The 25,820-nt window shown below is 70.2% G+C and carries 25 protein-coding genes and 2 pseudogenes; 14 read left to right on the top strand and 13 right to left on the bottom strand.

Features of this window, described 5'->3' with window-relative positions; genetic code table 11:
- Window positions 1-7: 7 nt before the first annotated feature.
- The 4 genes from JHN45_RS03315 to JHN45_RS03300 all read right to left on the bottom strand — a co-directional run bounded on the left by JHN45_RS03315 (window position 8) and on the right by JHN45_RS03300 (window position 4,575).
- Window positions 8-1,567 (bottom strand): MFS transporter, encoded by a 1,560-nt coding sequence (locus JHN45_RS03315; protein WP_201047925.1) that lies wholly within the window; start codon window positions 1,565-1,567, stop codon window positions 8-10.
- 112 nt (window positions 1,568-1,679) lie between these two features.
- Window positions 1,680-2,459 (bottom strand): hypothetical protein, encoded by a 780-nt coding sequence (locus JHN45_RS03310; RefSeq protein ID WP_201047924.1) that lies wholly within the window; start codon window positions 2,457-2,459, stop codon window positions 1,680-1,682.
- An 88-nt stretch (window positions 2,460-2,547) separates the two neighbouring features.
- Window positions 2,548-3,513: an SMP-30/gluconolactonase/LRE family protein gene (locus JHN45_RS03305; RefSeq protein ID WP_201047923.1), complete on the bottom strand. Its 966-nt coding sequence runs from the start codon at window positions 3,511-3,513 to the stop codon at window positions 2,548-2,550.
- A 174-nt stretch (window positions 3,514-3,687) separates the two neighbouring features.
- Entirely contained in the window at window positions 3,688-4,575 is an 888-nt protein-coding gene (locus JHN45_RS03300; protein WP_201047922.1) for a helix-turn-helix domain-containing protein, read from the bottom strand.
- A gap of 280 nt (window positions 4,576-4,855) precedes the next feature.
- Between JHN45_RS03300 and JHN45_RS03295 the strand changes: the two genes are divergently transcribed.
- A complete protein-coding gene (locus JHN45_RS03295; protein ID WP_201047921.1) occupies window positions 4,856-5,878 on the top strand; it encodes a CdaR family transcriptional regulator in 1,023 nt (340 codons plus the stop codon).
- Window positions 5,879-6,039: 161 nt separating this feature from the next.
- A complete protein-coding gene (locus JHN45_RS03290; protein WP_201047920.1) occupies window positions 6,040-6,861 on the top strand; it encodes a class I SAM-dependent methyltransferase in 822 nt (273 codons plus the stop codon).
- 5 nt (window positions 6,862-6,866) lie between these two features.
- On the opposite strand, the gene JHN45_RS52745 is transcribed toward JHN45_RS03290, so the two are convergent.
- Window positions 6,867-7,064, bottom strand: a complete 198-nt coding sequence (locus JHN45_RS52745) for a helix-turn-helix transcriptional regulator (protein WP_374195585.1) — start codon at window positions 7,062-7,064, stop codon at window positions 6,867-6,869.
- 257 nt (window positions 7,065-7,321) lie between these two features.
- On the opposite strand from JHN45_RS52745, the pseudogene JHN45_RS03280 reads away from it, so the two are divergent.
- Together JHN45_RS03280 and JHN45_RS03275 are read left to right on the top strand one after the other, a co-directional pair.
- Window positions 7,322-8,106: pseudogene (locus tag JHN45_RS03280) on the top strand (dioxygenase).
- Between the two features lie 9 nt (window positions 8,107-8,115).
- A pseudogene (locus JHN45_RS03275) lies at window positions 8,116-8,414 on the top strand (muconolactone Delta-isomerase family protein).
- Here JHN45_RS03275 and JHN45_RS03270 read toward each other — a convergent pair.
- On the bottom strand, window positions 8,375-9,415 hold the full coding sequence (locus JHN45_RS03270; RefSeq protein WP_201047919.1) for an LD-carboxypeptidase: 1,041 nt from the start codon (window positions 9,413-9,415) through the stop codon (window positions 8,375-8,377). The pseudogene JHN45_RS03275 and the gene JHN45_RS03270 overlap by 40 nt on opposite strands.
- Window positions 9,416-10,020: 605 nt before the next feature.
- Here JHN45_RS03270 and JHN45_RS03265 point away from each other — a divergent pair.
- The 3 genes from JHN45_RS03265 (at window position 10,021) to JHN45_RS03255 (ending at window position 12,747) form a co-directional block, all read left to right on the top strand.
- Window positions 10,021-10,863, top strand: a complete 843-nt coding sequence (locus JHN45_RS03265) for an oxaloacetate decarboxylase (protein ID WP_201047918.1) — start codon at window positions 10,021-10,023, stop codon at window positions 10,861-10,863.
- Between the two features lie 331 nt (window positions 10,864-11,194).
- Entirely contained in the window at window positions 11,195-12,016 is an 822-nt protein-coding gene (locus JHN45_RS03260; RefSeq protein WP_307783028.1) for an SGNH/GDSL hydrolase family protein, read from the top strand.
- Between the two features lie 77 nt (window positions 12,017-12,093).
- A complete protein-coding gene (locus JHN45_RS03255; RefSeq protein ID WP_236583262.1) occupies window positions 12,094-12,747 on the top strand; it encodes a TetR/AcrR family transcriptional regulator in 654 nt (217 codons plus the stop codon).
- 77 nt (window positions 12,748-12,824) lie between these two features.
- Here the strand turns inward: JHN45_RS03255 and JHN45_RS03250 are convergent, their stop codons facing one another.
- Together JHN45_RS03250 and JHN45_RS03245 are read right to left on the bottom strand one after the other, a co-directional pair.
- A complete protein-coding gene (locus JHN45_RS03250) occupies window positions 12,825-14,456 on the bottom strand; it encodes an MFS transporter (RefSeq protein ID WP_201047916.1) in 1,632 nt (543 codons plus the stop codon).
- 311 nt (window positions 14,457-14,767) lie between these two features.
- The gene (locus JHN45_RS03245; RefSeq protein WP_201047915.1) at window positions 14,768-15,223 is read right to left on the bottom strand and encodes a MarR family winged helix-turn-helix transcriptional regulator; all 456 of its coding nucleotides are present in this window, start codon (window positions 15,221-15,223) and stop codon (window positions 14,768-14,770) included.
- A 194-nt stretch (window positions 15,224-15,417) separates the two neighbouring features.
- On the opposite strand from JHN45_RS03245, the gene JHN45_RS03240 reads away from it, so the two are divergent.
- Together JHN45_RS03240 and JHN45_RS03235 are read left to right on the top strand one after the other, a co-directional pair.
- Window positions 15,418-16,386, top strand: coding sequence for an alpha/beta hydrolase (locus JHN45_RS03240; RefSeq protein ID WP_201047914.1), 969 nt, complete (start codon window positions 15,418-15,420; stop codon window positions 16,384-16,386).
- Between the two features lie 46 nt (window positions 16,387-16,432).
- Complete coding sequence (locus JHN45_RS03235; RefSeq protein ID WP_201047913.1) at window positions 16,433-17,173, top strand: maleylpyruvate isomerase family mycothiol-dependent enzyme; 741 nt, start codon at window positions 16,433-16,435, stop codon at window positions 17,171-17,173.
- A 7-nt stretch (window positions 17,174-17,180) separates the two neighbouring features.
- Here JHN45_RS03235 and JHN45_RS03230 read toward each other — a convergent pair whose 3' ends face one another.
- On the bottom strand, window positions 17,181-17,558 hold the full coding sequence (locus JHN45_RS03230; RefSeq protein WP_200708667.1) for a MarR family winged helix-turn-helix transcriptional regulator: 378 nt from the start codon (window positions 17,556-17,558) through the stop codon (window positions 17,181-17,183).
- A gap of 87 nt (window positions 17,559-17,645) precedes the next feature.
- On the opposite strand from JHN45_RS03230, the gene JHN45_RS03225 reads away from it, so the two are divergent.
- Together JHN45_RS03225 and JHN45_RS03220 are read left to right on the top strand one after the other, a co-directional pair.
- Complete coding sequence (locus JHN45_RS03225) at window positions 17,646-19,127, top strand: MFS transporter (protein ID WP_201047912.1); 1,482 nt, start codon at window positions 17,646-17,648, stop codon at window positions 19,125-19,127.
- A 73-nt stretch (window positions 19,128-19,200) separates the two neighbouring features.
- A complete protein-coding gene (locus JHN45_RS03220) occupies window positions 19,201-19,488 on the top strand; it encodes a DUF6332 family protein (RefSeq protein ID WP_201047911.1) in 288 nt (95 codons plus the stop codon).
- Here JHN45_RS03220 and JHN45_RS03215 read toward each other — a convergent pair.
- The 3 genes from JHN45_RS03215 to JHN45_RS03205 all read right to left on the bottom strand — a co-directional run bounded on the left by JHN45_RS03215 (window position 19,449) and on the right by JHN45_RS03205 (window position 22,111).
- Window positions 19,449-20,114 (bottom strand): response regulator transcription factor, encoded by a 666-nt coding sequence (locus JHN45_RS03215; RefSeq protein ID WP_201047910.1) that lies wholly within the window; start codon window positions 20,112-20,114, stop codon window positions 19,449-19,451. The genes JHN45_RS03220 and JHN45_RS03215 overlap by 40 nt on opposite strands.
- Window positions 20,111-21,331, bottom strand: coding sequence for a sensor histidine kinase (locus JHN45_RS03210; RefSeq protein ID WP_201047909.1), 1,221 nt, complete (start codon window positions 21,329-21,331; stop codon window positions 20,111-20,113). The genes JHN45_RS03215 and JHN45_RS03210 overlap by 4 nt, the downstream gene beginning before the upstream one ends.
- Before the next feature lie 87 nt (window positions 21,332-21,418).
- Window positions 21,419-22,111 (bottom strand): TetR/AcrR family transcriptional regulator, encoded by a 693-nt coding sequence (locus JHN45_RS03205; protein WP_201047908.1) that lies wholly within the window; start codon window positions 22,109-22,111, stop codon window positions 21,419-21,421.
- A gap of 167 nt (window positions 22,112-22,278) precedes the next feature.
- On the opposite strand from JHN45_RS03205, the gene JHN45_RS03200 reads away from it, so the two are divergent.
- The gene (locus JHN45_RS03200) at window positions 22,279-22,728 is read left to right on the top strand and encodes a nitroreductase family deazaflavin-dependent oxidoreductase (protein ID WP_200708673.1); all 450 of its coding nucleotides are present in this window, start codon (window positions 22,279-22,281) and stop codon (window positions 22,726-22,728) included.
- Here the strand turns inward: JHN45_RS03200 and JHN45_RS03195 are convergent.
- A complete protein-coding gene (locus JHN45_RS03195) occupies window positions 22,718-23,995 on the bottom strand; it encodes a geranylgeranyl reductase family protein (RefSeq protein ID WP_200708674.1) in 1,278 nt (425 codons plus the stop codon). The two genes, JHN45_RS03200 and JHN45_RS03195, sit on opposite strands and share 11 nt — an antisense overlap.
- Before the next feature lie 132 nt (window positions 23,996-24,127).
- Between JHN45_RS03195 and JHN45_RS03190 the strand changes: the two genes are divergently transcribed.
- Together JHN45_RS03190 and JHN45_RS03185 are read left to right on the top strand one after the other, a co-directional pair.
- Window positions 24,128-25,483 carry a dipeptidase gene (locus JHN45_RS03190; protein ID WP_201047907.1) on the top strand — a complete coding sequence of 452 codons (1,356 nt, stop codon included), beginning with the start codon at window positions 24,128-24,130 and terminating at the stop codon, window positions 25,481-25,483.
- 58 nt (window positions 25,484-25,541) lie between these two features.
- On the top strand, window positions 25,542-25,814 hold the full coding sequence (locus tag JHN45_RS03185) for a DUF1905 domain-containing protein (protein WP_307783027.1): 273 nt from the start codon (window positions 25,542-25,544) through the stop codon (window positions 25,812-25,814).
- Window positions 25,815-25,820: the final 6 nt, after the last annotated feature.

The following is a 25,820-nucleotide window of genomic DNA, read 5'->3' as shown; positions in this document are numbered from 1 at the left end:
GCGACCGTCACCCCGCCTCAGCGGGAACCGCCGCTCCCTCGCTCTTCTCGGCCAGGTCGAGGCTGCTGCGCAGGCCGGTCGGCTTGAGCAGGATCGCGGCGATCACCGCGAGCAGGGCGGCCCCGGCGGAGAGCAGGAAGATCTGCGCGGTGGCGTCCCCGTAGGCGACACGGACGATCTCCCGCACGGCGCCGGCGTCCGATCCGGTGGCGGTGCTCCGCAGTCCCGCGTCGGCGAGACCGTGCGCGATCTGGTCCTGGACGTGCCGGGCCAGTACGGCGCCGAGCACGGAGACACCGATCGTGCCGCCGAGCGAACGGAAGAAGGACACCGTGGAGCTGGCCGCGCCGATGTCCTTGAGCGGGACGGTGTTCTGCACGACGAGCACCAAGTTCTGCAGCGTCATCCCGACGCCCATCCCGACGCAGAGCATCTCCACGCTCAGCAGGAGGATCGGCGTCCTGGAGTCGAGGGTGCCGAGACCGGCGAAGCCGACGGTGAGCAGGACGGCCCCGGTGATGATGAACGGCTTGATCTTCCCGGTCCTGCTGATCAGCCGCCCCGCGACCGTGGAGGCGACGAGGATCCCCGCCATCATGGGAATCGTCAGCAGACCGGCCTCGGTCGGACTGTGCCCCCGGCTGAGCTGGAAGTACTGGCTGAGGAAGACGGCCGCGCCGAACATGGCCGTACCGACGGCGAGGCTGCCGACGATCGCCAGGGCGGTCGTCCGCTGCCGCACGATGCCGAGCGGTACGACGGGTTCGGCGGCCCGCGACTCCACCCACACGGCGACGGCGATCAGCACCAGCCCGCCGCCCACCATGGCCCCGGTCTGCCAGGAGGCCCAGCCGAAGGAGTTGTCGACGAAGGACACCCACACCAGCAGCACACTGACCCCGGCGGCGATCAGGGTCGCCCCCAGGTAGTCGATCCTGACGTTCTCACGGCGGATGACGGGCAGGTTCAGCGTCCGCTGGAGCAGGAACAGGGCTACGACGGCGATCGGCACGCCGATGAAGAAACACCACCGCCACCCCAGCCACGAGGTGTCGACGATGACCCCGCCGAGCAACGGCCCGCCGATGGTCGAAGTCGCCGTGACACTGCTGAGGTAGCCGCTGTAGCGACCGCGCTCGCGGGGCGGAATCATCGCCGCCAGGGATATCTGGACGAGGGCCTGCACACCACCCACACCGACACCCTGCAGAGCCCGCGAGGCGATGAGCTGCCCGGCGGTCTGACTGACCCCGGAGGCCACGGCCCCCAGCACGAACACGGCGATGGACGCCTGCACGAGGGTCTTCTTGCTGAACAGGTCGGCGAGCTTGCCCCAGATCGGTGTCGTCGCCGTGGTGGTGAGCAGGGTCGCGGTGACGACCCACGTGTACTGGGTCTGCGATCCGTGCACCGCCCCGATGATCTTCGGCAGCGCGCTGGAGACGACCGTACTGCTGAGGGTGGACACGAACAGCGCCAGCAGCAGCCCGCTGAGCGCCTTCAACACCTTGCGACGGACCGCGGGGGACGTGTCCGTGGGGCTCGCCCCATTCACTGCCGCACTCATCCGACGAACCCCCCGCGCCCAGCTCGCTATACGCCATGTATAGCGACATCGCTTTACCATACATGGTGTATAGCCGTGCTGGGCGCGGGACTTCTGAGGCGTCGTTCGCCGGCTACTTCAGGTCGAGGGTGTCCCCCGCGGCCGCCTTCAGCGAGGTGGTCGTGGTGCCGGGGAAGTACCAGCGCCAGCTGCCCGCCGAGGTGACGGTCACCTTGGTGGTCAGCTGCCCGACGTTGCCCGTCGTGACGGTCCTGACCGTGGCGTAGTGGGCGGCGCCCTTCTTCCTGAACTGGAGCTTGACCTGCTGCCCGGGGAACCCGTGGTACTTGCGGTCCTCCCAGTTGGCCCGCGACAGCTTGCCGGTGACGGTCACCTTGGCGTTCTTGGCGACCTTCTCGGGTGCGATCACCATGGTGAGCCGGGCGGCCCTCTTGACCTTGTACTCAGCGATGTGGTCGGAGATCCAGTAGTCGCCGTCGTTGGCCTTGACGGTGGCGTTGATCTGCCAGACCCCGGCGACCTTGTTGGAGTCGATGTCGTCGCTGTCGGCGATCCAGGCCGGGTCGATGGTCAGCGTGGCCCGGCACACCGAGGTCGTCGCGCTCTTCTTCGTGCAGGACGAGTCGTCGTTCCAGGTCGCGAAGGTGTAGGCGCTCGTCTTGTTGAAGGTGCTGACGTGCGTGAGCCCCTTCACCCCCGAGTTGTCCTTGACGGTGATGTCGACCGGGTAGCGGATCGTCTCGGCCGTGCCCACGATGACGTTGCCGCCACCGTTGACGACGGTCTTCACCACCCGGACATCACCCCGCCCCTCCGCGTGTGCCCCGGTCGCCGTCACCAACACCAGGGCCGCAGCCCCACCGGCCGCGGCCCAGGCCGTTCTGCCTCTCATGGTCCTCCCCTTGTCGTGTGCGTGCCAGGAGAGGCTATGTGATCAGGGCCTTTCCCCGGCCACCCGGTCGGGGCGTCGGCGGACCCGGTCACCGTTCCAGGTGGGCCAGCAGGAGGTTGGGGTCCTCGGCGGTGACGTAGGCCGCGCTCAGGACATAGGCCGTGTCGCCGCGCAGGGCGATCGAGGTCGGGTTCCGCAGGCCGTCGGCCTCGGTCAGTACGACGGTGTTGCCGGCGTGCGGCTCGACGAGGACGACCTCACTCGAACCGTTGACGGTGGCGAGCAGTTGGTCCCCGCGCCCGGTGAAGGCGAAGTCGTCGACCCCCGGCAGGCCGGTGGCCTCGGTGCGGACCCGGCCCGCGCGTCCGTCCCGCAGGACGGGGATGCGTACGACGGTGCCCTGGTCGAGGTTGGTGACCCAGAGCGCCCCGCCCCGGATCTTCAGGCCGTTGGCACCGAGGAAGCCGGCCGACGCCAGTTCCGGGGCGGTGGACCAGGCGGTGGGAGTGCCGCCGGAGACGGGCACCTTCCAGACGGTGCCGAGCACGGAGTCGGTGACGTACAGGGTGCGCGAACGGGCGTCCAGCGCAAGGCCGTTGGGCAGCCCGTCCGCCGGCAGCGCGGCGATCCGCTCCGGTGCGCCGCCCGGCCGCAACCGCCATACGCCGGTGAGGTCGGCGGTGCCGGTGGCGTAGAGGAAGTACAGCGTCCCGTCGTGGGCCCGGACGATGCCGGACGTCAGCGCGAAGCCCAGGACGGGGGTGTGGACCCCGCCGTCCGCCGGCGCGGGCAGGGTCGCCAGGATCCGAGTGGCGCCCTTGGGCGAGAGCCGGGCGATCTGGCGGGCGGCGGCGAAGGTGACGTAGGCGCTGCCGTCCGGGGCGAGCGCGATGTTCTCCGGGGTCTGCCCCTTGGCCAGGTCGAAGTGGCGGGCGATCCGCGCGTCGCTCAGCGGCGCGGAGACGGCCGACGCGGGAGCCGGGGACAGCACGGCGGTGGCGGTCGCGACGACGACGGCCGTGGACAGGACCGACTTGGTGAGGATCTTGCGCATGGGTTGGTTCCTTCTTGAGAGGTGAATTCGGACGGTGCTTTCGGGCACGGCTATTGGGCACGGCTTTCAGGCCCTGCTTTTGGGCCCTGCTTTTGGGCATGCGGCAGCGCGGTGCCGATGCGCCGATGCGCCGATGACATTGATGCGGGCGGCGGTCGACCGCCCTGGACGGGGTCAGTCCGTATGGACCCTGGACCCGTTCGACGCGGACCCGGCCGGTACGGCGGCCTGGGCGAGCAGGGTCAGTGCCGCGCGCGAGGGTGAGTCGGCCGGGGTGGTGGCGACGACGAGGCTGATGCCACGCCCGAGACCGAGGCTCTGCTGCACGACCGTCAGCGGACCCACCAGCGGATGCTTCATGTCGTACGCGGCGAACATGTGCGACTTGACGCGGTGATCGGCCCACATCGAGGCGAACTCGCCGCTCTTGGAGCTCAGTTCACCGACCAGCGCGTGCAGCGCCGCGTCGTCGGGGAACCGGCCCGCCATCAACCGGAGGTTGCCCACCACGGCCCTGGCCTTGGTCGGCCAGTCCGCGTACAGATCGCGGGTGTGCGGGTCCAGGAACACCAGCCGGGCCAGGTTGGGGCGCTCGGCCGGCCGGTCCGGGGCCTCGGGGTCGAGGTGCCCGGCGAACAACGTGTGCCCCAGCCGGTTCCACGCCAGCACGTCGGCGCAGCGGCCCTGCACGATCGCGGGAGTGTCTCCCAGCACGTCCAGGAGCTGGGCGTTCTCCTCCGTCACCCGCTCCGCCGGGAGCCGTCGGCCCCGGGGGCGCTGTCTGCCCGTACGGGCCAGATCGTGCAGATACCGCCGCTCTGGTTCGTCGAGCCGCAGGGCACCGGCCAGCGCGTCCAGTACTTCCGGCGACGCGCTCGGCGACTGTCCCTGTTCCAGCCGCGTGTAGTAGGAGACGCTGACCCCCGCGAGCAGCGCCAGTTCCTCGCGCCGGAGACCGGGCACGCGTCGTCGCTCCCCGTAGGTGCTCACCCCGACGTCCGCAGGACGGAGGTGAGAACGCCGAGCCTTCAGAAAATCCCCGAGCTGCGTTTCTGCGTTCACGGAACTCAGTATGGGCAGCGATCGCGCCCGCAGCCTGACCCAACTTCGGGTAGGCAAGGGCGGGTTCGACTCCCCGGGCCGGCCATCCTCCCGTCACTCCGTGTGAGCCCGCTTGACACCGGCTTGTTGTCGATTCGACAGTGTCGGGCGTGACAGCCTCCGCGGTACGACCGGACGGACATCCGCTGCGCCTGCTCTGCGAATCGCTGCGGTCCCGGCTCACGAACTCAGCCTTGAGCTCACCGACGACATCAGACGCGAGATCCCCTCGTACGCGGCGATGCCGCTCGCCGAGCAGCGCCGGACGGTACGGGTGCGCCTCGGCTATGTGCTGCGCGGCCTCGCCCTCGATGTGGAACCGACGGCCGAGGACCTGCTGGAGGTGCAGACCGCGTCCCGCCGAAGGGCGTACTACGGCCTGCCCGTCCAGGACGTGCTCGCGACCTTCCATCTCGTCTCGCGCCGACTGTGGGACGAACTGCGGGACGCGGCGCGCGGTACGGCGGCCGAGGACACCGCGATCGAGCTGGTCGCGCCGCTGTGGCTGTGGGTCCAGGCGATGAGCGGTGTCGTCGCGGACGTCTACGCGGACGAGGCCGGGGCACGGTATGGCCGTGAGGCCGGTCTGCGCCAGCGTTTCCTCGAGCTGCTCCGCACCGGTGGGGCGCCCCGCGAGCACACCGCCGAGATCGCCCGTGAGCTGGGCTTCGACCCGGACGGCGAGTTCCAGGCCCTGTGCACGACGGCCGCCGTGTGGGCCGCGGAAGGACGCCTCGGCCTGTTGCAGCGCGCGGCACAGCAGCTCGCCGGCAAGATCTCCTGCGGTCTGAGCGGTGAACTGATGGTCGCCATCACCCAGCGGGGCGACCCGGCCGACCTCGTCAGCCGCGTGACCAAACTGGGCGGCGACGACGCTCTCGTGGGCGTCGGCCTCGTCCGGTCCGGGCTGGCCGGCGCGGAGATGAGCATCAGCGACGCCGAACGCGCCCTGGTGGTCGCCGAACAGGGCGGCCGTGCCACGTCGTTCGAGGACGCCTGGCTGCGGGCGAGCCTCGTCGACAGCCGGGACCGGCTACTCCCCCTCTTCACCGAGATCCGTCGGGTCGCGGGCGAGCAGCCCCAACTGGCCGAGACCGTCCTCGCGTTCGCCGACGCAGGGCTGTCGCTCGCACATACCGCCGACGCGCTCCGGATCCACGCCAACACGGTGGCCTACCGGCTCGGCCAGTGGCACAAGCTCACCGGCACCGACCCGCGCAGCTTCGACGGCCTGTTGCGCTCGGTCGTCGGCATCACAGGCTGACGTCGCCAGTTGACTTTGACTGTGACTGTGGAATCCACAGCGAACCGCCCGATCACTCCATGATCACGCCGAAGACCGCCCTCCGCCCGATTCCTACACTCCGTAGTTGACGATGTGCCGCGTTCAGGCGGCATTCCATAAAACGATGGAATGGATCAGGAATGGCCGAGACGGACCCGAGTTCCTATGTCATGGGAAACAGCTCGGAGGAGGCGGACAGGCTCGGAATACAGGCCTCTCTCTACGACCGCCATACCGAATACCTGCTGAGGACCGCGGGGTTGAAGGAGGGAATGCGTGTCCTCGACGTCGGCTGCGGTACGGGTGAGGTGTCGCTCTGCGCCGCGCGGATCGTCGGCCCGAGCGGCCGGGTCCTCGGCGTCGACATGGAACCGGGTGTCCTGGAGCGCGCACACGCCAACGCGGCGGTGTCCTCCGCCGACAACGTCACCTTCGAACAGGACGATCTCTCCGACCTCCGTACCACCGGGCCCTTCGACGCCGTGGTGGGGAGGCTGATCCTGATCCACCTCGACGACCCGGCAGCGGTCGTGAAAGAGCTGACACGGTTGGTGCGCCCCGGTGGCGTCATCACCTTCCAGGACTTCAACATCTCAAGGACGCGCGCCGTCCCCCACGTCCCCCTGGTGACGCAGACCGTGGAGTGGATCGCGGCAGCGCTCAGGGAAGGCGGCCGAAACCCCGACATGGGTGAGCAACTGGCCCATGTGCTACGGCTTTCAGGGCTGCCCGAGCCCCGGGTGGCGGTCGCCGTGCCCACCGGCGGACCCGACTCGGCCGCGGTGACCCTGATCGCCGAGTCGGCGCGCAGTCTCCTGCCGGTGATGGAGCGCGGCGGAATCACCACCGCCCGGGAAGCGGACCTCGACACCCTGCGCGCCCGTATGTCCCGCGCCTGCACTGAGGTCCAGGCGACGGTCTACGTCCCGGAACTCGTCGCCGCGTGGGCCGTGTTGGACTGAAGACGTCAATCGCTCGACGGCAACTCCCTGAACTGTGCGGCGAGTTCACTGCGGGAGCGGATGCCGAGCTTCGAGTAGACATGCGTCAGGTGGTACTGGACGGTCTTGACCGAGATGAACAGCTCCAGCGCCGCCTGCTGGTTGGTGGCCCCGTCCGCGACCAGCCGGGCCACGGCCCGTTCCTGCGGGGCGAGTTGGACCATGCCGAGGGTGAGGCGGCCGGTGTGCAGACCGCCCGCCTGCAGTTCAGGTCGCAGTGTTCCACGTAGGTGCGGGCGCCGAGGGTGGCGTAGGCGTCGCGGGCGTTCTTCAGAACGGTGTCGGCCTCCCGGCGTTTGCCGGCCCGGCGCAGGGTCTGACCGTAGGCGAAGTCGACCCGGGCCCGGTCGTAGGGGAACGGCAGGTGTTCCAGGTGGGCGAGGGCCAGCTCGAACTCCTTGCGCGCCGCGTCGATGTCACCATGCACGGCGACGAGCCGGCCCCGGGCGAGGCCGAGGCGGGCCTGTGCGGAGCGTCGCCCCCGACGGGCGGCCAGTTCCTCGTGTGGGCCGAGAAAGGCATCGGCCTCGCCCCAACGGCCGGTCACCACAAGGGCGTTGGCGTACATGTCGGGCCAGGGCCAGAAGCCCGGTTCGTCGACGCCCTCCCGTTCCGCAGCAAGCAGCGGACGGACGCGGCCGACGTCGACACCGAACGCGTAGACACCCTCGTCGCCGAACTGCTGACCGCCGCCCACCACATCATCCGCCGCCACGAGGTGACGTACGCCGAGTACGACGCGCGGAAGTCCTGGCTGATCCGGTTCGGCGAGGACGGCGAGTGGCCGCTCTTCCTCGACGTATGGCTGGAGCACGCCGACGAGGAGGTCGCGGGCGCGAGCCGCGAAGGCAGCAAGGGCACCATCGAAGGCCCCTACTACGTGCCCAACTCGCCTGCCCTGCCCGCCGATTCGACCCTCCCCATGAGGGACGGCGAGGACGGCACCGCGCTGCTGTTCCAGGGCCAGGTCCGCTCCGTCGACGGCACCCCTCTGCCCGGCGCCACCCTCGAGATGTGGCACGCCGACAACGACGGCCTGTACTCCCAGTTCGCCCCCGGCCTCCCGAGTGGAACCTGCCTGGCACGGTCGTCGCCGACGACCAGGGCGGCTTCCGGATCCGCACCATCCAGCCGGCGCCGTACCAGATCCCGGCCGACGGCAACGGCCGGGAGGTCACCTACGACTTCGTTCTCGACAAGGCGTGACGCACCGTACTGTTCGCCGTACACACGCAGGTCTCCCTCCCCCGCGACCTCGCCTCCAAGATCCGCGCCGACCTGGTGGCCCGCGAGAAGTCCTACTGCCAGGAACTGCAGAAGTCGGGGCGGTGGGTGTACATCTGGCGGTGCGTCGGCCAGTACGCCAACATCAGCGTCTTCGACGTCGCCGACAACGAGGCGCTGCACCAACTCCTGTGGGATCTACCGCTGTTCCCCTACATGACATGACGATCGAGGTGACACCGCTGGCACGTCACCCCTCGGACCTCACGGCGGCCTCGACATCGGTCTGAGAAACGACGACCGTCGGTTCGAGCAACGACAACGTCCGCTGCCCGGCGTCCAGTTGGGCACGGACGCCGACCGGCATCGGCAGATTCGGCCCGGCATGCCCGAACTCGACGTTGCCCAGGACCGGGATGTCACGGTCGCCAAGGACATCGAGAACTATGTCCCGGAGAGTCGGGAGCCCGTCGTCGGACGTCCCGAGCCCGTCGATCTCGTGCGGGACGCCCACGACCATGCCGGAGATCCGATCGAGAATGCCGCAGTGCCGCAGCACATGCAGAAGGCTCCACACATGCGCCGCCTGGCCGCCCAGCTCCTCCCAGAACAGCACGGCGCCGTCGAACCGTTCGAGCGGCAGGGCGTACGGCGTCGCCTGCGCGAACACGATGCGATTAATCACCCCGCCGATCAGCGGGCCTTCGGCGCGACCGGCGCGCCAGCACTCCCAGGACGGGGTGGTCGGCAGCGCGCCGATCGCCTCGCCGCCGGTCAGCAGCCTCAAGTAGAGCCGCTCAAGCACCACTTGGCGCTCCGCCGACGCTCTCTGCCAGTGGCCGCCGAGTCCCGGGGTGGCCAGGTCGGCGTGAAACCCGACGAGGCCGGTGCGCGCGTAGAGCACCAGGTGCAGCAGCGAGATGTCGCTGTAGCCGAGGACCGGCTTGGGATCGGCGGCGACCGCCTCGAAGTCGATCAAATCCAGATAACCGAGCGCCGTCTGACCACCGTCGTGCGCGACGATCGCCCGCACCTCGGGATCACGCAGGAGGCCGTTGAACTCCTCGGCGATCTCCGCAGGCCGCGCCGCACTCCACCAACGCTGCCGCCCTGCCCGCAGAAGGGGCGCCAGCCGCACCCGGAAACCCATCCGCTCCAGCACGACCACCGCCTGCTCAAGGTCGGGCCCGTAGACGGCGTGCAGCGGTCCGGACAGCGCGGCGATGACGACGAGATCCCCGGGCAACAGGGCCCGGGGCCGGAGCAGTTGGGGCGGAACGGTACGGGTCACCGAGGCAGTCTCGCGGCGCCCGCAACAGCACGCCACTCATTTACCGACCGGCCGCTACCGGCCGCTACCGCCCTGCCTGTTCGACTGTCAGACTCGCAGCCATGAGGCGCAATGGATCCGTCGATCGCGCACTCGACCTGGAAGAGCGCCTGTACCGGAAAACGAAGCGGGCATTCGGCGAGGAACATCTGGTCCTCTATCATCTGCCCTCCCGGCGGGAGATTCCCTGCGCTCTCGGCGAATATCACGAAGTAAACGGCTCCTGGCAATCCGCAACCCTCATTTACGGACCGTGGGACACCGACCGGAACCACACGCGCATCGTCCACAGACCTGGCAATTGCAGACAACCATCGACGACCACAACGTCCTGGTGACGGGCCGCGGGCCATCCGGAGACCTTTCCCTTGAGACGGCCGCCGACATCGCCCCATTCATCGATGCACGGCGGCGCAGACGCCTTCCATTCCCGGTGGAGGAATCGTCAAATTCCCTTGATCGAGCTACCCGCGGGTACCCGCCGCCACCCGCGTAACCCCAAAAACATAACGCTCGTTGCGTAAGCGCACATCACAACCATCGCAAAAGACAAGAGGACCCGTTCAATGCCTCACGGCAGCGCACTGCGCAGCGCGATCACCGCTTCCGGCACGACTCCTCTGATCGGCGTGTACGACATGTACTCGGCGTCGATCGCCGCCCAGCACTACGACGGCCTCTTCGTCTCCGGGTTCGGATTCGCGGCGTCCTTCTACGGCCTGCCGGACATCGGTTTCATCGCGTGGCCGGACATCGTGGCGTTCACGGAACGGCTTCGCTGGGCCTTCCCCCGCCATCACCTGCTCGTGGACATCGACGACGGCTACGGCGACCCGGAGGTGGCCTGTCATGTCGTACGTCGGCTGGAGCGGGCCGGTGCCTCGGGGGTGATCCTGGAGGACCAGAAGCGTCCGCGGCGGTGCGGTCATGTGGCGGGCAAGCAGCTCCTCCCGCTCGACGAGTACCTCGACAAGCTCGAACGTGTGCTGGCCTGCCGGACCACCGACCTGACCGTGGTCGCGCGGACCGACGCGACCGACGAGGCCGAGATCCTCACGCGCGCCAAGGCGCTCGCCGCCACCGACGCCGACGTGGTGCTGGTGGACGGAGTGCGTGACGTCGACGCGATCCGCCGGATCCGCGACTCCATCGGCGACAAGCCGCTGCTGTTCAACCAGATCGCCGGTGGCCGCTCCCCCCGCTTGTCCCTGGGCGAGTTGGCGGAACTCGGCGTGGACGTCGCGATCTACAGCACCCCCTGTCTCTTCGCCGCGCACGAGGCGATGGACAAGGCTCTGACCGACCTCAAGCTGACGGGCGGACGGCTCCCGGAGACGGGGGACGGCGGAGTCGGCGTGCCCCAGTCCGTCGAACTGCTCACCCGCAATCTCCAGGCCACACCGAGCTGACGCGACGGAGCCCTCTATCTCCGGTTGGACCCGGTGATCGTCCCGCGGCACGAGGACGGCGCCCCACCTCCGCCATAGCCTCGATCACATCGAGAAAGCGCGCGGCCCCTCGACGGAGCCGGCCGCCCGCTCTCCGGTACGCGGCGGCGCCGGCAGCGCAGCGCGCCGCGGCGATCCCATTCCCCGAGAGCGCGGAGGCGTTGTGCCCGTATTCGGATTGCCCCCTTTCCCCGGCCGACGGTCGCGAAATCTCCGTACGGCCACGGCAGTTGTGGTCACCTCGGCCGCCGCGTTCACGTTGAGCGCGCCGACGGCAACCCCGATCTCAACCGTGCCGGTGGCAGTCGGCACCCGCGGCGGATCCCCCTACGTCGCGCTCGGCGACTCCTACGCCTCGGGTGCCGGGCTGGCCGGGGTGAAGGACGCCAAGTGCGACCGTACGAGCGGCAGTTACCCCGGTCAGATCGCCAAGTTCCGTTCCGTCACCGGAGCGCGCCACGCTTTCAAGGACGTCACCTGCAGCGGCGCCACCACATCCGACTTCTGGAACAGCCGGGGCGGCACCCCGCCCCAGATCGACGCCCTCACCCCCGACACGAGACTCGTCACCCTGACGCTGGGCGGCAACGACGTCGGCTTCTCCAGCGTGCTCGCCACCTGCGCGCGCCTCGGCTCCTCCGACCGGGACGGCAGCCCCTGCGAGCGGTACTTCACGGCGGACGGCAAGGACGTACTGGAGGAGCGAGTCGCCACCATGGAGGGGCGCGTCCACGACGTGCTCGCCGACATCGGACGGCGCAGCCCGCACGCGAAGGTGATCGTCGTCGGATATCCCGCGCTCTTCCCCGACGACGGCGTCGCCTGCCCCGAAGTCCCGTTCGCCAAGGGCGACTTCGCCTATCTGCGGGACACCACGAAGAAGGCCAACCGGGCGCTGGAGCGTCAGGCGGAGGCCGCCGGGGCGGGTACCTCCTTCGCGGACACCTACACGCCGACGATCGGCCACGACATGTGCCGACCCCGCGACGAACGGTGGATCGAGTCCCTGACCCCCGGCCCGAACACCATGGCCGCGCACCCCAACGCCATCGGCCAGTCGGTCATGGCGGCGTCGGCGCTGCGGCAGATCTACAAACCCTTCCACAAGCCGTAGCGGTCGACTTCACCAAAGCACCAGGTCAGGGCAGCATCGCCAAACGGACCGCGCCCCACCCGCCGTATAGTCGCGTCATGCAAGAGACTGGGCGGATGGAGCCGACGCCCCGCAGGAACCTGCGCGAAGAGCAGAAGATCCTCACCCATCGCCGACTGCTCGAAGCGGCCGTCACGGTGTTCACCGAGAAGCCCTTTCTCGAAGCGCGGATGGAGGACATCGCCCAGGCCGCGGGGGTGACCCGGGTGACGGTCTACGCCCACTTCCCCGGCAAGGCCGAGATCGTGGACGCGCTGGTGGAGCGCCTGTACGGCCTGATGGGCGAGGCCTACGCCGACCTGGCCGCCCTTCCCCGGTGGACGCCGGCGGACATCCGGGCGTGGCTCGACGAGGCTGCGGTCCGCTGGCGCGAGATGGCGCCCATCCGTCGTGTCGCCAACGCGGCGGCCCCGACGGCACTGCGCAGCCTGGGCGACGGCCGGACGCAGTACGTCGAGGCGCACGAGCGGTATGTCGGGATGCTGGTCGGCGACTACGAGCGGTGGTGGGGCGTGGACCCCGCGGAGGCGCGGCAGCGTGCGCTGATGGCCGTACTGCAGACCGAGTCGTTCTTCTCCGCCTGGATCGCCGTCGAGTGGCCCTTGGAAACCGCGGACCCGCTGGGCCTGTTGGCCGACTCGCTCTGTCATCTCCTCGCCCCCGCAGTGGAGAGCGACAGTGCCTCGGCCTGAACGGGCCGTACGTCAGGGGTGGTTGACCCTCGGTGTCGTAGCCGATGACCAACCACCCCTGGAACAGCGGTCGTTGGTCAGCCGGTCTCGCCGACGGCCGTCGCCCCGGCGGCCGTTTGGGTGGCCACAACGGGTTCCGCATGCGGGGCGCGGGCGCGGACGCCGATCGTGACGAGGGCCACGGCGGCTGCCACCAGCATGCCGACTCCGCCGACGAGGGCGCAGGTGTGGAGCGCGTCGGTGAAGCTCGCGCCGTAGGCGGTCAGGGCCCGGCCGGTCGCCTCGCCGGAGTTGAGGTGCAGGAAGGCGCCCGCCTGGATGCCGACGCCGTTCACCGTGCCGATGACCTGGCCCTGGTCGGCGGGGCTCAGGCCGGACGCGGCGACGTGGCCGGGCAGGGTGCCCAGGGTGCGGTTGGTGAGGATGACGCCGAAGATGGCCGGGCCCAGGGCGCTGCCGATCTGGCGGAGCGCGCTGTTGGCGGCGCCCGCGGTGCTGCCGAGGCGGCGGGGCAGGCTGTTCATGGCGATGGTGGTGATCGGGGCCATCGCGAGCGCGATGCCGATGCCGAACACCGCGATGACCAGGGCCGCTTCGCCGGTGCCGGTGGTGGCGTCGAAGAGGTTGACCAGGAGCGCCCCGATGCCGCCGACGAGCAGGCCGGTCACCAGCACGAGGCCGGGCGAGAAGCGGTGCATCAGCCGGCCGACGACCGGGCCGAGGACGACGGTGAAGCCGTTGAGGGCGATCAGGCGCACCCCGATGTCCCAGGTCGAGGCGTGGTGGACGAGACCGAAGTACTCGCTGAGCGAGAAGACCAGACCAACCTGGGCGAACAGGGTGAGCGCCATGACGAACGCGGCCCCGGAGAACGCCGTGGACTTGAACAGACGCATGTCCAACATCGGGCAGCGGGAGCGCAGTTCGACGACCACGAAGGCCGGAAGTGCGAGGGCGGCCACGACGAACGCGGTCACGACCTCCGCCGAACCCCAGCCCGGAGCGCCGCCGCCCTCGATGACGCCGTAGACGATGCCGGTGATGGCGACGATCGCGAGGAGCTGGCCGGGGATGTCGAGGTGGCGTTCGCGGTCGGAGCGGGAGTCGACCAGGACGAAGGCGCCGACCAGGACCGTGAGGGCGCCGATGACCAGGGTGGGCAGGAAGATCCAGCGCCAGCCGGTGTGTTCGACGATCAGGCCGTTGAAGAGGGGGCCCAGGGTCAGGCCGAGGCCGAGGGCGGCGGTCCACAGGGCTATCGCGCCGGCCCGCTTGCGGTGGTCGGGACAGACGTGGCTGATCAGGCCGAGGGTGGCCGGGAGCAGTGCGGCGGTGCCGATCCCGGTGAGGGCCTGGCCGACGCAGACCTGGACGACGCTGTGCGCGGTGAGGGCGACGAGACAGCCGACGCAGGACAGCGCCAGGCCGATCAGGTACATCTTCTTGCGGCCGTAGAGGTCACCGATAACACCGCAGGTCAGCAGTAGGGCGGCGGTCGGGAGGATGAACGCGTCGGTGATCCACTGGAGCCCGGTGGTGGAGGCGTCCAGCGCCTGCTGGATCACCGGAAGCGCCACCGACACACCGACGACCGGCAGGTAGGAGACGAAGACTCCCAAGCAGGCCAGCAGGATCGTGCCGGTGACGTGGCGGGACGAGGAGTCCGGTTGGGGGGACGCAGGCGAGACTTCGGAGACCAGGGTCGGCATGGCACCTCTAAACGTCGTCGTACGGGGCGGTACGGGGCGGATTGACCGGGTGTGAACTGCGCGTGGCGTTCCGTGCCTGGCTACGGCGGGGGTGACGGTGCCGACTCCGTCAGTCGTGTCCCGTGGCCCGGAGGCTGACGTGGTTGTTCGGCTTGAATCTCCATTGACGTAAGCCATTTCGTTTCGGGAAATCGCTTCGGACCGTATACCGGGGACCCGGTCCTGGAGATGCCGTTGGACCTGCAAACTAAGCTGAACAGCGGCGACGACACACTGCTCCGCGGGGCATGAACGCGCAGGTGGGAGGCCGGTCAGCCGGCGGCGACGTTGGCCGTGATCAGCCGGAGGAGCTGCTTGGCGAGGGCGTCCTGGTCGGGGGTCAGGCCCATCGCGTCGCCGATCTTGGGGGGCACGGCGGCGGCCCGCTCCCGCATCCGCGCGCCGGTGTCGGTGAGCCGGATGGCGACCGAGCGCTCGTCGTCGAGCCGGCGTTCGCGGCGCAGCAGTCCGTTCGCCTCCAGCCGCTTCAGCAGCGGGGAGAGCGTGCTGGATTCCAGTTGGAGCGCGGCGCCCAACTCCCGTACGGAGATCGAGTCCTGCTCCCAGAGGACGAGCATGACGAGGTACTGCGGGTAGGTCAGGCCCAGTTCGTCGAGCAGCGGCCGGTAGCGGGCGGTCACCGCGCGGGAGGCCGCGTACAGCGCGAAGCACAGCTGGTCGTCGAGGAGCAGCGATCCCTCGGCCGGTTCCGCGGCGGCTGGGCTCATGGTGCGACTCCTCGCTCCGGTACTCCGGTGCTCTTCAGGGCAATCTCCACCTTATCGTTCAGGTCCGGTCGATCCTATCGAGCACGCTTTAGTTGTGCGCGACTTAATCGCACGCTACTCTCATCCTTGTGCCGCACCACCGGCCCCGGACCCCACCGGGCCCGTCCGCGGCACCCGCTCGTGAGGAGACCGTCATGACCGACAGCACCGCACCCCGCCCCGTCCTCGAACCCGCGGCGCAGGCCTTCGCCGAGGCGACCGCGAACCCGCCCTACCTCTTCGACCTCGCCCCGGCCGAGGGCCGCAAGGCGGTCGACGAGGTCCAGTCCGGCGACATCGCCAAGCCCGCCGTCGACGAGGAGTGGATCACCGTCCCCGGCGGCCCCACCGGCCAGGTCAGGGCCCGTGTCGTCCGCCCGGCCGGCGCCACCGGCACGCTCCCCGTGATCATCTACATCCACGGCGCGGGCTGGGTCTTCGGCAACGCCCACACCCACGACCGGCTGGTGCGCGAACTCGCGGTCGGCGCGCACGCCGCCGTGGTCTTCCCGGAGTACGACCTCTCCCCCGAGGCCCGCTACCCGGTCGCCATCGAGCAGAACTACACCGTGGCCCAATGGGTCGTGCAGCAGGGCGCCACCAAGGACCTGGACGCCACCCGTATCGCCGTCGTCGGCGACTCGGTGGGCGGCAACATGACCGCCGCGCTCACCCTGATGGCCAAGGAACGCGGCGATGTCCCCCTGGTCCAGCAGGTGTTGTTCTACCCGGTGACCGACGCGAACTTCGACACCGCCTCCTACCACCAGTTCGCGGAGGGCTACTTCCTGCGCCGCGACGGCATGCAGTGGTTCTGGGACCAGTACACGACCGACGAGACCGAACGCGCCCAGATCACCGCGTCCCCGCTGCGCGCCACCACCGAGCAGCTCACCGGACTGCCCCCGGCCCTCGTCATCACCGGCGAGGCCGACGTCCTGCGCGACGAGGGCGAGGCCTACGCCAACAAGCTCCGCGAGGCCGGGGTCCCCGTCACCGCGGTCCGCTTCCAGGGCATCATCCACGACTTCGTGATGCTCAACGCCCTGCGCGGGACGCAGGCCGCCGAGGCCGCGATCACCATGGCCGTGGCCGTGCTGCGCAAGGCACTCGCCACCGGCTGATCCCGGGAGCGCCCGCCCCCGCCTTCCGTACGGCACACTCGCCCCCATGGACACCGATGCGTTCGTACGGACCCTGGACCGGGAGGGCGGTCTGCTGGCCTCGGCCGCCGAGGAGGCGGGCGTCGCCGCCGAGGTGCCGACCTGTCCGGAGTGGCGGGTGCGGGATCTGCTCCGGCACACGGGGATGGTGCACCGCTGGGCGACCGCGTTCGTGGCGGAGGGGTACGCCGAGTACCACCCCGACGGCGGTCTGCCGGATCTCGACGGCGCCGATCTGGTGGCCTGGTTCAGGGACGGGCACCGCTCCCTCGTGGACGCCCTCGCCGCCGCCCCGCCCGACGTGGAGTGCTGGCACTTCCTGCCGGCGCCGTCACCGCTCGCCTTCTGGGCGCGGCGTCAGGCGCACGAGACGACCGTGCACCGGCTGGACGCCGAGGCGGCGCGCGGCGGGGTGGCCGGCGAGATCGCCCCGGACTTCGCGGCCGACGGCATCGACGAGTTGCTGCGCGGCTTCCATGCTCGCCGCAAGAGCAGGGTACGCAGCGAGGAGCCCCGGGTACTGCGGGTGCGGGCGACGGACACGGACAGCGCGGTGTGGACCGTACGGCTGTCCCAGGAACCGCCCGCCGCCGAGCGGGACGACACCGGGGATGCCGACTGCGAACTGGCCGGTCCTGCGGGGCAGTTGTACCGGGCACTGTGGAACCGGGGGCCGTTCCCGAGGGTGACCGGTGACATGTCGCTCGCCGGGCTGTGGCGGGAGAAGTCGGCGATCACCTGGAGTTGACGGTCCGTCAGCCGGACAGCATCCTCGTCAACACCGCGCGCTGCAGCGGGAGTACCTCGCCGTGCAGATCACGCCCCTTGTCCGTGAGGGTCACGCGTACGCCCCGGCGGTCCTCCGCGCACATGCCGCGCTCGACTAGACCGTCCTTCTCCAGCCGGGCGATCAGTCGAGACAGGGCGCTCTGACTGAGGTGGACGCGCTCGGAGATCTCCTGGACGCGATAGGCGCACGCGTCACCGGCCAGCACGTCCAGCACCTCGAAGTCGCTGCCGCACAGGCCGTGTTGATGGAGGGTGCGGTCGAGTTCGCACTGCGTGCGGGCGTGCAGCGCCAGCATCTCCCGCCACTGTTCCACGAGCGCCTGCTCGGCCTTCTTCGCCGCCATGACAGGGCACCGTAGCAGAGAAGTGGGTTTGTTGCATCGTAATTAAATGCATTTGCATTCGATGCATGCGCATGTAGTCTCTGCGGCATGACCACTCCGCTCTCCCCTCCCTTGTCCGAGGGACGTTGGACCCCACGGCTGTGGGGCACCCTGCTGGTGCTCTGCGCCGCGATGTTCCTGGACGCGCTGGACGTGTCGATGGTCGGCGTCGCCCTGCCCTCCATCGGCTCCGAACTGGACCTCTCCACCTCGACGCTCCAATGGATCGTCAGCGGCTACATCCTGGGATACGGCGGGCTGCTCCTCCTCGGCGGCCGGACCGCCGACCTGCTCGGCCGACGCCAGGTCTTCCTGGTCGCCCTGGGAGTCTTCGCGGTGGCCTCCCTGCTCGGCGGACTCGTCGACTCGGGTCCGCTGCTGATCGCCAGCCGCTTCATCAAGGGCCTCAGCGCCGCCTTCACCGCACCGGCCGGCCTGTCGATCATCACGACGACCTTCGCCGAGGGCCCGCTGCGCAACCGTGCCCTGTCCATCTACACCACCTGCGCGGCCACCGGCTTCTCGATGGGCCTGGTGCTCTCCGGCCTGCTCACGGAGGCCAGTTGGCGGCTCACCATGCTGCTTCCCGCGCCCATCGCGCTGATCGCCCTGCTCGCCGGCCTGAAGCTGCTGCCGCGCAGCGAACGCGAGAAGAACCACAACGGCTACGACGTCCCCGGCGCCGTCCTCGGCACCGCGTCGATGCTGCTGCTGGTCTTCACCGTCGTGCAGGCTCCCGAGGCCGGGTGGGCCTCGGCCCGAACTCTCCTGTCCTTCCTGGCGGTTGCCGTCCTGCTGAGCGTCTTCGTGTACGTCGAGCGGCGCTCCGCGGGGCCGTTGATCCGGCTCGGGGTGCTGCGCTCCGGCAACCAGATCCGCGCCCAGCTCGGCGCGATGGCGTTCTTCGGGTCGTACGTCGGCTTCCAGTTCCTCGTCACGCTGTACATGCAGTCGCTGCTCGGCTGGTCCGCGCTGCACACCGCTCTCGCCTTCCTGCCGGCCGGGGCGGTGGTGGCGGTGTCCTCGACGAAGGTCGGTTCGATCGTCGACCGGTTCGGCACGCAGCGGCTGATCGCGACGGGCTTCGCGCTGATGGTCGTCGGGTACGCGCTGTTCCTGCGGGTCAGCCTCGATCCGGGGTACGCGGCGGTCATCCTGCCGTCGATGCTGCTGATCGGCGCGGCCTGCGCACTGGTCTTCCCCTCACTGAACATCCAGGCCACCAACGGGGTCGAGGACCACGAACAGGGCATGGTCTCGGGGCTGTTGAACACCTCGGTGCAGGTGGGCGGCGCGATCTTCCTGGCCGTCGTCACGGCCGTGGTGACCGCACACGCCCCCGTACACGCCACCCCGCAGGCGGTGCTGGACAGTTACCGGCCCGGGCTGGTCGTGGTGACGTTCGTCGCCCTCGCCGGGCTGCTGATCACCTTGCCGGGGCTGCGCGGTCGTCGCGACCAGCAGACCCTCGTGGTCGCCAAGTCCACCGTGAAGGAGGCGGAAGCGGAGCGCGTGGCGGTCCGTGACTAGGGGGACGCCTCCCTGAGTGTGCGCCCGGCGGAGCCGATTGCTCCGCCGGGCGCACGCGTGTGAGACTCGTGGAATGAGCATGACCGGGGGACGGCGCACACAGGCCGAGCGGGACGCGATGACCGTCGAGATCGGGTACGCGCTGGTCAGCGCGGTTTTCGCGGCTGTCGTCGTGTTCGGGGCGGTCGCCGGTCCGGTGTGGCTGTTCGAGCTGCCGGGCACCGTCGAGACGGTTCTGATGTCGGCGGGGCTCGTGCTGCTGCCCGTCGTGTTCTTCGTGCGTGCGGCGAGCGTGCTGTACCGGTATCGGCGGGCGGCCGGTCAGCCCAGCCAGCCGGGGCGGACCAACCCCGACTCGTAGGCCAGTACGACCAGTTGGGCCCGGTCCCGGGCGCCCAGCTTCACCATCGTGCGGCTGACATGGGTCTTCGCGGTGAGCGGGCTGACGACCAGACGGCGGGCGATCTCCTCGTTCGAGAGGCCGATACCGACCAGGGCCATCACCTCCCGTTCCCGCTCGGTGAGTTGGGTGAGGGCGTCGGCCGTCGCCGGTTCCTTGGAGCGGGCCGCGAACTCGGCGATCAGACGGCGGGTCACCCCAGGTGAGAGCAGCGCGTCGCCGTCGACCACCGCCCTTACGGCGCGCAGGAGTTCGTCCGGCTCGGTGTCCTTGACGAGGAAGCCGGAGGCACCGGAGCGGATCGCCTCGAAGACGTACTCGTCGAGTTCGAAGGTGGTCAGCATGACGACCTTCACGTCCGCCAAGTCGCCGTCCTCCGTGATGCGCCGGGTCGCCGCGAGGCCGTCGAGCGACGGCATGCGGATGTCCATCAGGACGACATCCGGGCGCAGTTCGCGCACCTTGCGCACCGCCTCCTCGCCGTCGGAGGCCTCGCCCGCGACCTCGATGTCCGGCTGCGCGTCCAGCAGCGCCTTGAAGCCGGCGCGAACCAGCGACTGGTCGTCGGCGAGCAGTACCCGGATCACCGGTCGTCCTCCTTCGGTGTGACCTTCAACGGCAGTACGGCGAGCACCCGGAAGCCGCCGTCCGGGCGCGGGCCCGCCTCGATGGTGCCACCGAGCGCGGCGGCCCGCTCCCGCATCCCGGCCAGTCCGTTGCCACTGCCCCCGGCGTCCGTGCCGGTCGCGGGCCCGTCGTCGTCGACGCGCAGCCGCAGCTCCCGGGGGTCGTGCTCGACGTGCACGCGCGCGTGCCGCGAACCCGAGTGCCGTACGACATTGGTGAGGGCCTCCTGGACGACCCGGAAGGCGGCGAGGTCGGTGCCGGGCGGGAGGCGGGGCGGGGTTCCCTGGACCTCGACCGTGAGGCCCGCGCTCGCCGCCTGCTGCACCAGTTCGGGCAGCCGGTCGAGGCCGGGGGCCGGGGCGCGGGGCGCGTCGCCCGGGGCGCGCAGGCTGTCGAGAACCTGACGGACCTCGCCGAGCGCCTCCTTGCTGGCGGCCTTGATGGTGGTGAGGGCCGTACGGGCCTGCTCGGGGTCGGAGTCGAGAAGCGCGAGGCCGACGCCCGCCTGGACGTTGATGACGGAGATGCTGTGCGCGAGGACGTCGTGGAGTTCGCGGGCCATCCGCAGCCGCTCCTCGTCGGCGCGGCGACGGGCCGCCTGGGCGCGCTCGGCGCGCTCGCGGACCCACTGGTCGCGGCGGGTGCGGGCCAGTTCGGAGATCGCGGCGACGGCCACCAGCCAGGTGGCGACGGCCAGTTCGCGGCCCCAGGGCATCGCGTGGTCGTGCTGCGGGGGCAGCCACCGGTAGAGCCAGTGCGCGATCAGGAGGTGCGACGCCCAGAGCGCGCCGAGCGCGGTCCAGGCCGCCCAGCGGCGCCCGGCGACGACCGCGCCGAAGCAGCCGAGCGCGACGGGCAGGAAGACGGGGCCGTACGGGTATCCGGACCCGAAGTAGAGCACGGCGGCGAGCACGGTCCCGAAGGCCACCCCTACGGGGTAGCGGTGACGCCACAGGAGCAGCACCGATCCGGCGACGAGCAGCACGCGCGCGTAGAGGTCGAGCTGGACGCGGTCGGGCTGGCCGTGCCCGGCGAAGCTGCTGCCCACCAGCACGAACACGGTGACCAGCAGCGTGGAACGCCACGGCCACCGGGTCGGGGCCGCCTCCCCGCCCCACGGCGGTCCGTGGCGCCACCACTGGGGCGGTCCCCCGCCGCGCACACGCTGCTCGTCCATGCACGTCACGCTAGACGCCGGGCGGGGTCGGGGTCGTCAGCCGGACGGCGCGATCACGTGTACTTCCCGGGGAGTACGTCCCCTAGGTCAGCCTTCCGCGAGACCCACCCCGAGGGCCAGTCGTCGTACCGCATGACGGAAGAACGGCCCGCGGTCCTCCACCACCCGGCGGAACTGCCCGAACAGCTCGAAGCTCACCAGCCCGTACGTCTCGGCCAGCGCGGCGACGAGGGCGACGGCCGACCCGGGCGGGAGGCCGCCCGCGAAGTCCGCGATCATGCGGTCCGCCTCGGGGCGCAGGCCTGCCGGGAGCGGGGGCTCGGTGAGGGTGCCGGCCCGTTGGGCGTCCTGGGCGACGCCGATGAGGAGAAGGGCGACGCGGGCCGCGGACGGGACGGTCGTCTCCGGGGCGACATAGCCGGGGACCGGTGAGCCGTAGATCAGCGCGTACTCGTGCGGGTTCGCGAGTGCCCAGGTGCGCACCGCCTCGCACACGGTCGTCCAGCGGCGCAGCGGGGCCGCGTCGGCGACTTCGGAATGTGCCGTCTCCGCGGCCTCGCCCAGGGAGTCGTACGCGTCGATGATGAGAGCGGTCAACAGGTCGTCGCGGCTGGGGAAGTACCGGTACAGGGCGGAGGAGACCATGCCCAGTTCACGGGCCACGGCGCGCAGCGAGAGCTTCGCGGCGCCCTCGGCGGCGAGCTGTCTGCGCGCCTCGTCCTTGATGGCCGCGGTGACCTCGATCCTGGCTCGGGCGCGGGCGCCTTGTGTGGTGCTCATACGGGCAAGTGTGGCATGGATTCAGATCAGTGCACACAAACGAGAGCAGCGCACAAAAAAGAGAGCACCGCTCTTGCACTGGATCGCCGAACCGGTGCAGACTGTTCCCGAGAGCGAGAGCAGTGCTCACAAAAGGGAGCCGCGCTCTCCAAAACCCAGGAGTCGTCATGAGCACGCACGTCCAGAAGCCCGGCTGGTTCACGGTCAACGTCTTCAACCGCGCCGTCGCCTGGTTCACCCGCCGCGGCCTCAGCGTCTGGGGTTCACGGGTGCTCGCGGTCCGCGGCCGCAAGAGCGGCGAGTGGCGGACCACCCCGGTGAACCTGCTGACGGTGGACGGACAGCAGTACCTCGTCGCCCCGCGCGGCCACGTCCAGTGGACCCACAACATGCGGGCTGCGGGCGGCGGCGAGCTGCGCCTCGGCAAGAAGGTGGACACGTTCACCGCGACCGAGGTCACCGGCGACGACAAGGTGCCGCTGCTGCGCGCCTACCTCAAGCGCTGGAAGGCCGAGGTCGGCGTGTTCTTCGGAGGAGTCGGCCCCGACTCCTCCGACGACGAACTGCGGGGGATCGCGGACGACCACCCCGTCTTCCACGTCACGGTCAGGAGCTGACCTCGCCCTCCGTGGACTCCACTGCCTCCACCGCCTCCACGGGCGTGACGGGTTCCGCGGTCCTGCGGTCGAAGGCGGTCAGCGCGCGCTGCGCCATGGGGTGGCTGCGCACCAGCTCGCCCAGTGTGGTCGAGCCCCGGGTGATGTCCATGAAGGCCTTCCAGGCCGGCCGGAAGCCGGTGAGGGCGGCGTGGAACAGACCGGGGCGCTTCTCGAAGATCGCCAGCATGCTCTTGCCGACGCTCATCTCCACGCCGAGCCCCGCCTTGATCGCGAACGCGTAGTTCAGCGCCTGGCGGCGGGTGTCCACGGCGTCGTGCGCCTCGGCGATCCGGACCGCCCACTCCCCCGCGAGCCGTCCCGAGCGCAGCGCGAACGAGATGCCCTCGCGGGTCCACGGCTCCAGCAGGCCCGCCGCGTCTCCACAGACCAGCACCCGCCCTCGCGAGAGCGGCGAGTCGTCCGCCCGGCAGCGGGTCAAGTGCCCGGAGGAGATGCTCGGTTCGAAGCCGGCGAGGCCGAGCCGGGCGATGAAGTCCTCCAAGTACCGCTTGGTGGCGGCGCCTTCACCGCGCGCGGAGATCACGCCGACCGTGAGCGTGTCCCCCTTCGGGAAGACCCAGCCGTAACTCCCGGGCATCGGGCCCCAGTCGATGAGGACCCGCCCCTTCCAGTCCTCGGCGACGGTCTCCGGCACCGGGATCTCCGCCTCCAGGCCCAGGTCCACCTGGTCGGTCTTGACCCCGACGTGCGCCCCTATGCGGCTGGCACTGCCGTCGGCGCCGACGACGGCCCGCGCGAGGACCGTCTCGCCGCCGCTCAGCACCACGGCGACCGTACGGCGGTCCGGCACCGCGGAGCCGTGCTGCTCGACTCGTGTCACTGTGACGCCGGTGCGCAGCTCGGCGCCCGCCTTCTGCGCGTGCTCGACGAGCTGCTGATCGAACTCGGGCCGGTTGATCAGCCCGAACAGCATCTGCCGGGACCGGCGGGTACGCGTGAAACGCCCGTTGTTCGAGAACGTTATGGCGAACACCCGGTCCTTCAACGGCAGCTCGAAGCCGGGTGGCAGGGAGTCGCGCGAGGGTCCGATGATGCCGCCGCCGCATGTCTTGTAGCGGGGCAATTCGGCTTTCTCCAGCAACAGGACACGCCGTCCCGCGACGGCCGCCGCATAGGCGGCCGAGGCCCCCGCGGGTCCCGCGCCCACCACGACGACGTCCCACACCCGCTGTTCGTCGTCCGCCGAAGAGTTCTCGCTGCTCACGATGGTCTACTGCTCCCGATCAAGCCGCTGCCGCACCTGTCCCCCGCATCCTACGGCGGACATCGCCCCAGGCCGTTGTGGGAGGATCGACGGCATCATTCGTACAACGTCGCACCCACAAGGAGCGTGCCCATGTCGTCGAATCCGGTCGCCGAGACCGTCGCCTCGCTGATGCCCAGGGCAAGAACTGAGCTCGGCGAGCTGGTGGCCTTCAAGTCGGTGGCGGACTTCGACCAGTTCCCGAAGAGCGAGAGCGAGGGCGCGGCGAACTGGGTCGCCGACGCGCTGCGCGCCGAGGGTTTCCAGGACGTGGCCCTGCTCGACACCCCGGACGGCACGCAGTCGGTCTACGGCTACCTGCCCGGCCCGGAGGGCGCGAAGACCGTGCTCCTGTACGCCCACTACGACGTGCAGCCGCCGCTCGACGAGGCCGCCTGGACGACCCCGCCGTTCGAACTGACCGAGCGCGACGGCCGCTGGTACGGGCGCGGTGCCGCCGACTGCAAGGGCGGCGTGATCATGCACCTGCTCGCGTTGCGCGCCCTCAAGGCCAACGGCGGTGTCCCGGTGCACGTCAAGGTGATCGCCGAGGGCTCGGAGGAGCAGGGCACCGGCGGCCTGGAGCGGTACGCCGAGGAACACCCCGAACTCCTCGCCGCCGACACCATCGTGATCGGCGACACAGGAAACTTCCGCGTCGGCCTGCCCACGGTCACCTCGACCCTGCGCGGCATGACCCTGGTGCGCGTCCAGATCGACACCCTCGAAGGCAACCTGCACTCGGGCCAGTTCGGCGGTGCCGCGCCCGACGCGCTGGCCGCGCTGATCCGCGTGCTGGACTCGCTGCGCGCCAAGGACGGCTCGACGACCGTCGACGGGCTCGCCGCCCACGCGACCTGGGACGGACTGTCGTACGACGAGGGGCAGTTCCGCGAGGACGCCAAGGTGCTGGACGGCGTCGAACTGATCGGGTCCGACGCGGTCGCCGACCGCATCTGGGCGCGCCCGGCCGTCACGGTCCTCGGCATCGACTGCCCGCCGGTCGTCGGCGCCACCCCGTCCGTGCAGGCCGGCGCCCGCGCGCTGGTCAGCCTGCGCGTCCCGCCGGGCGTCGACACGGCCGAGGCGACCAAGCTGCTCCAGGCCCATCTGGAGGCCCACACCCCGTGGGGCGCCCGCGTCAGCACCGAACAGATCGGCCAGGGCCAGCCTTTCAGCGCCGACACGACGAGCCCGGCGTACACGGCGATGGCCGAGGCGATGGCGGTCGCCTACCCGGGCGAGGAGATGCAGTACGCAGGCCAGGGCGGCTCCATCCCGCTGTGCAACACCCTCGCCGCCCTGTACCCGCAGGCGGAGATCCTCCTCATCGGCCTCAGCGAGCCGGAGGCGCGGATCCACGCGGTCGACGAGAGCGTGTCACCGGAGGAGTTGGAACGGCTGTCGGTGACGGAGGCGCTGTTCCTCCAGAACTACGCGGCCAACTGAGCGCATTCTGAGAGGTGTCGGGGAGATCGACGGCAGCCGTTTCGTCTTCACCGGCCGGGTGATCGAGTGGCGCGGCCCCGCGCCGTACTACTTCGTCCCCGTGCCGGACGAGGAGTCGGCGGACATCCGCGAGGTCGCCGGCATGGCCTCGTACGGCTGGGGAGTGATTCCCGTCGAGGCGCGGATCGGCGAGGCCGTGTTCACGACGTCGCTCTTCCCCAAGGACGGCGGCTACTTGCTGCCGCTCAAGAACGCCGTGCGGAAGCCGTTTGGTCTCGGCGCGGACGACGAGGTGACGGTGGAGATGACCGTCCGGCTGGGCGCCCTCTGAACGAGG

The sequence above is a fragment of the Streptomyces sp. MBT53 genome (genome assembly GCF_016654115.1).
In the GTDB taxonomy this organism is placed as follows: domain Bacteria; phylum Actinomycetota; class Actinomycetes; order Streptomycetales; family Streptomycetaceae; genus Streptomyces.
This window is presented reverse-complemented; position numbering and strand designations above follow the sequence as displayed.

Bases quoted from the DNA above. Each gene is read 5' to 3' on its own strand.
- JHN45_RS03315 (WP_201047925.1), bottom strand. From the start codon at position 1,567: ATGAGTGCGGCAGTGAATGGGGCGAGCCCCACGGACACGTCCCCCGCG.
- JHN45_RS03310 (WP_201047924.1), bottom strand. From the start codon at position 2,459: ATGAGAGGCAGAACGGCCTGGGCCGCGGCCGGTGGGGCTGCGGCCCTG.
- JHN45_RS03305 (WP_201047923.1), bottom strand. From the start codon at position 3,513: ATGCGCAAGATCCTCACCAAGTCGGTCCTGTCCACGGCCGTCGTCGTC.
- JHN45_RS03295 (WP_201047921.1), top strand. From the start codon at position 4,856: ATGCCGCTCGCCGAGCAGCGCCGGACGGTACGGGTGCGCCTCGGCTAT.
- JHN45_RS03290 (WP_201047920.1), top strand. From the start codon at position 6,040: ATGGCCGAGACGGACCCGAGTTCCTATGTCATGGGAAACAGCTCGGAG.
- JHN45_RS52745 (WP_374195585.1), bottom strand. From the start codon at position 7,064: ATGGTCCAACTCGCCCCGCAGGAACGGGCCGTGGCCCGGCTGGTCGCG.
- JHN45_RS03265 (WP_201047918.1), top strand. From the start codon at position 10,021: ATGCCTCACGGCAGCGCACTGCGCAGCGCGATCACCGCTTCCGGCACG.
- JHN45_RS03255 (WP_236583262.1), top strand. From the start codon at position 12,094: ATGCAAGAGACTGGGCGGATGGAGCCGACGCCCCGCAGGAACCTGCGC.
- JHN45_RS03250 (WP_201047916.1), bottom strand. From the start codon at position 14,456: ATGCCGACCCTGGTCTCCGAAGTCTCGCCTGCGTCCCCCCAACCGGAC.
- JHN45_RS03245 (WP_201047915.1), bottom strand. From the start codon at position 15,223: ATGAGCCCAGCCGCCGCGGAACCGGCCGAGGGATCGCTGCTCCTCGAC.
- JHN45_RS03240 (WP_201047914.1), top strand. From the start codon at position 15,418: ATGACCGACAGCACCGCACCCCGCCCCGTCCTCGAACCCGCGGCGCAG.
- JHN45_RS03235 (WP_201047913.1), top strand. From the start codon at position 16,433: ATGGACACCGATGCGTTCGTACGGACCCTGGACCGGGAGGGCGGTCTG.
- JHN45_RS03230 (WP_200708667.1), bottom strand. From the start codon at position 17,558: ATGGCGGCGAAGAAGGCCGAGCAGGCGCTCGTGGAACAGTGGCGGGAG.
- JHN45_RS03225 (WP_201047912.1), top strand. From the start codon at position 17,646: ATGACCACTCCGCTCTCCCCTCCCTTGTCCGAGGGACGTTGGACCCCA.
- JHN45_RS03220 (WP_201047911.1), top strand. From the start codon at position 19,201: ATGAGCATGACCGGGGGACGGCGCACACAGGCCGAGCGGGACGCGATG.
- JHN45_RS03210 (WP_201047909.1), bottom strand. From the start codon at position 21,331: ATGGACGAGCAGCGTGTGCGCGGCGGGGGACCGCCCCAGTGGTGGCGC.
- JHN45_RS03205 (WP_201047908.1), bottom strand. From the start codon at position 22,111: ATGAGCACCACACAAGGCGCCCGCGCCCGAGCCAGGATCGAGGTCACC.
- JHN45_RS03200 (WP_200708673.1), top strand. From the start codon at position 22,279: ATGAGCACGCACGTCCAGAAGCCCGGCTGGTTCACGGTCAACGTCTTC.
- JHN45_RS03190 (WP_201047907.1), top strand. From the start codon at position 24,128: ATGTCGTCGAATCCGGTCGCCGAGACCGTCGCCTCGCTGATGCCCAGG.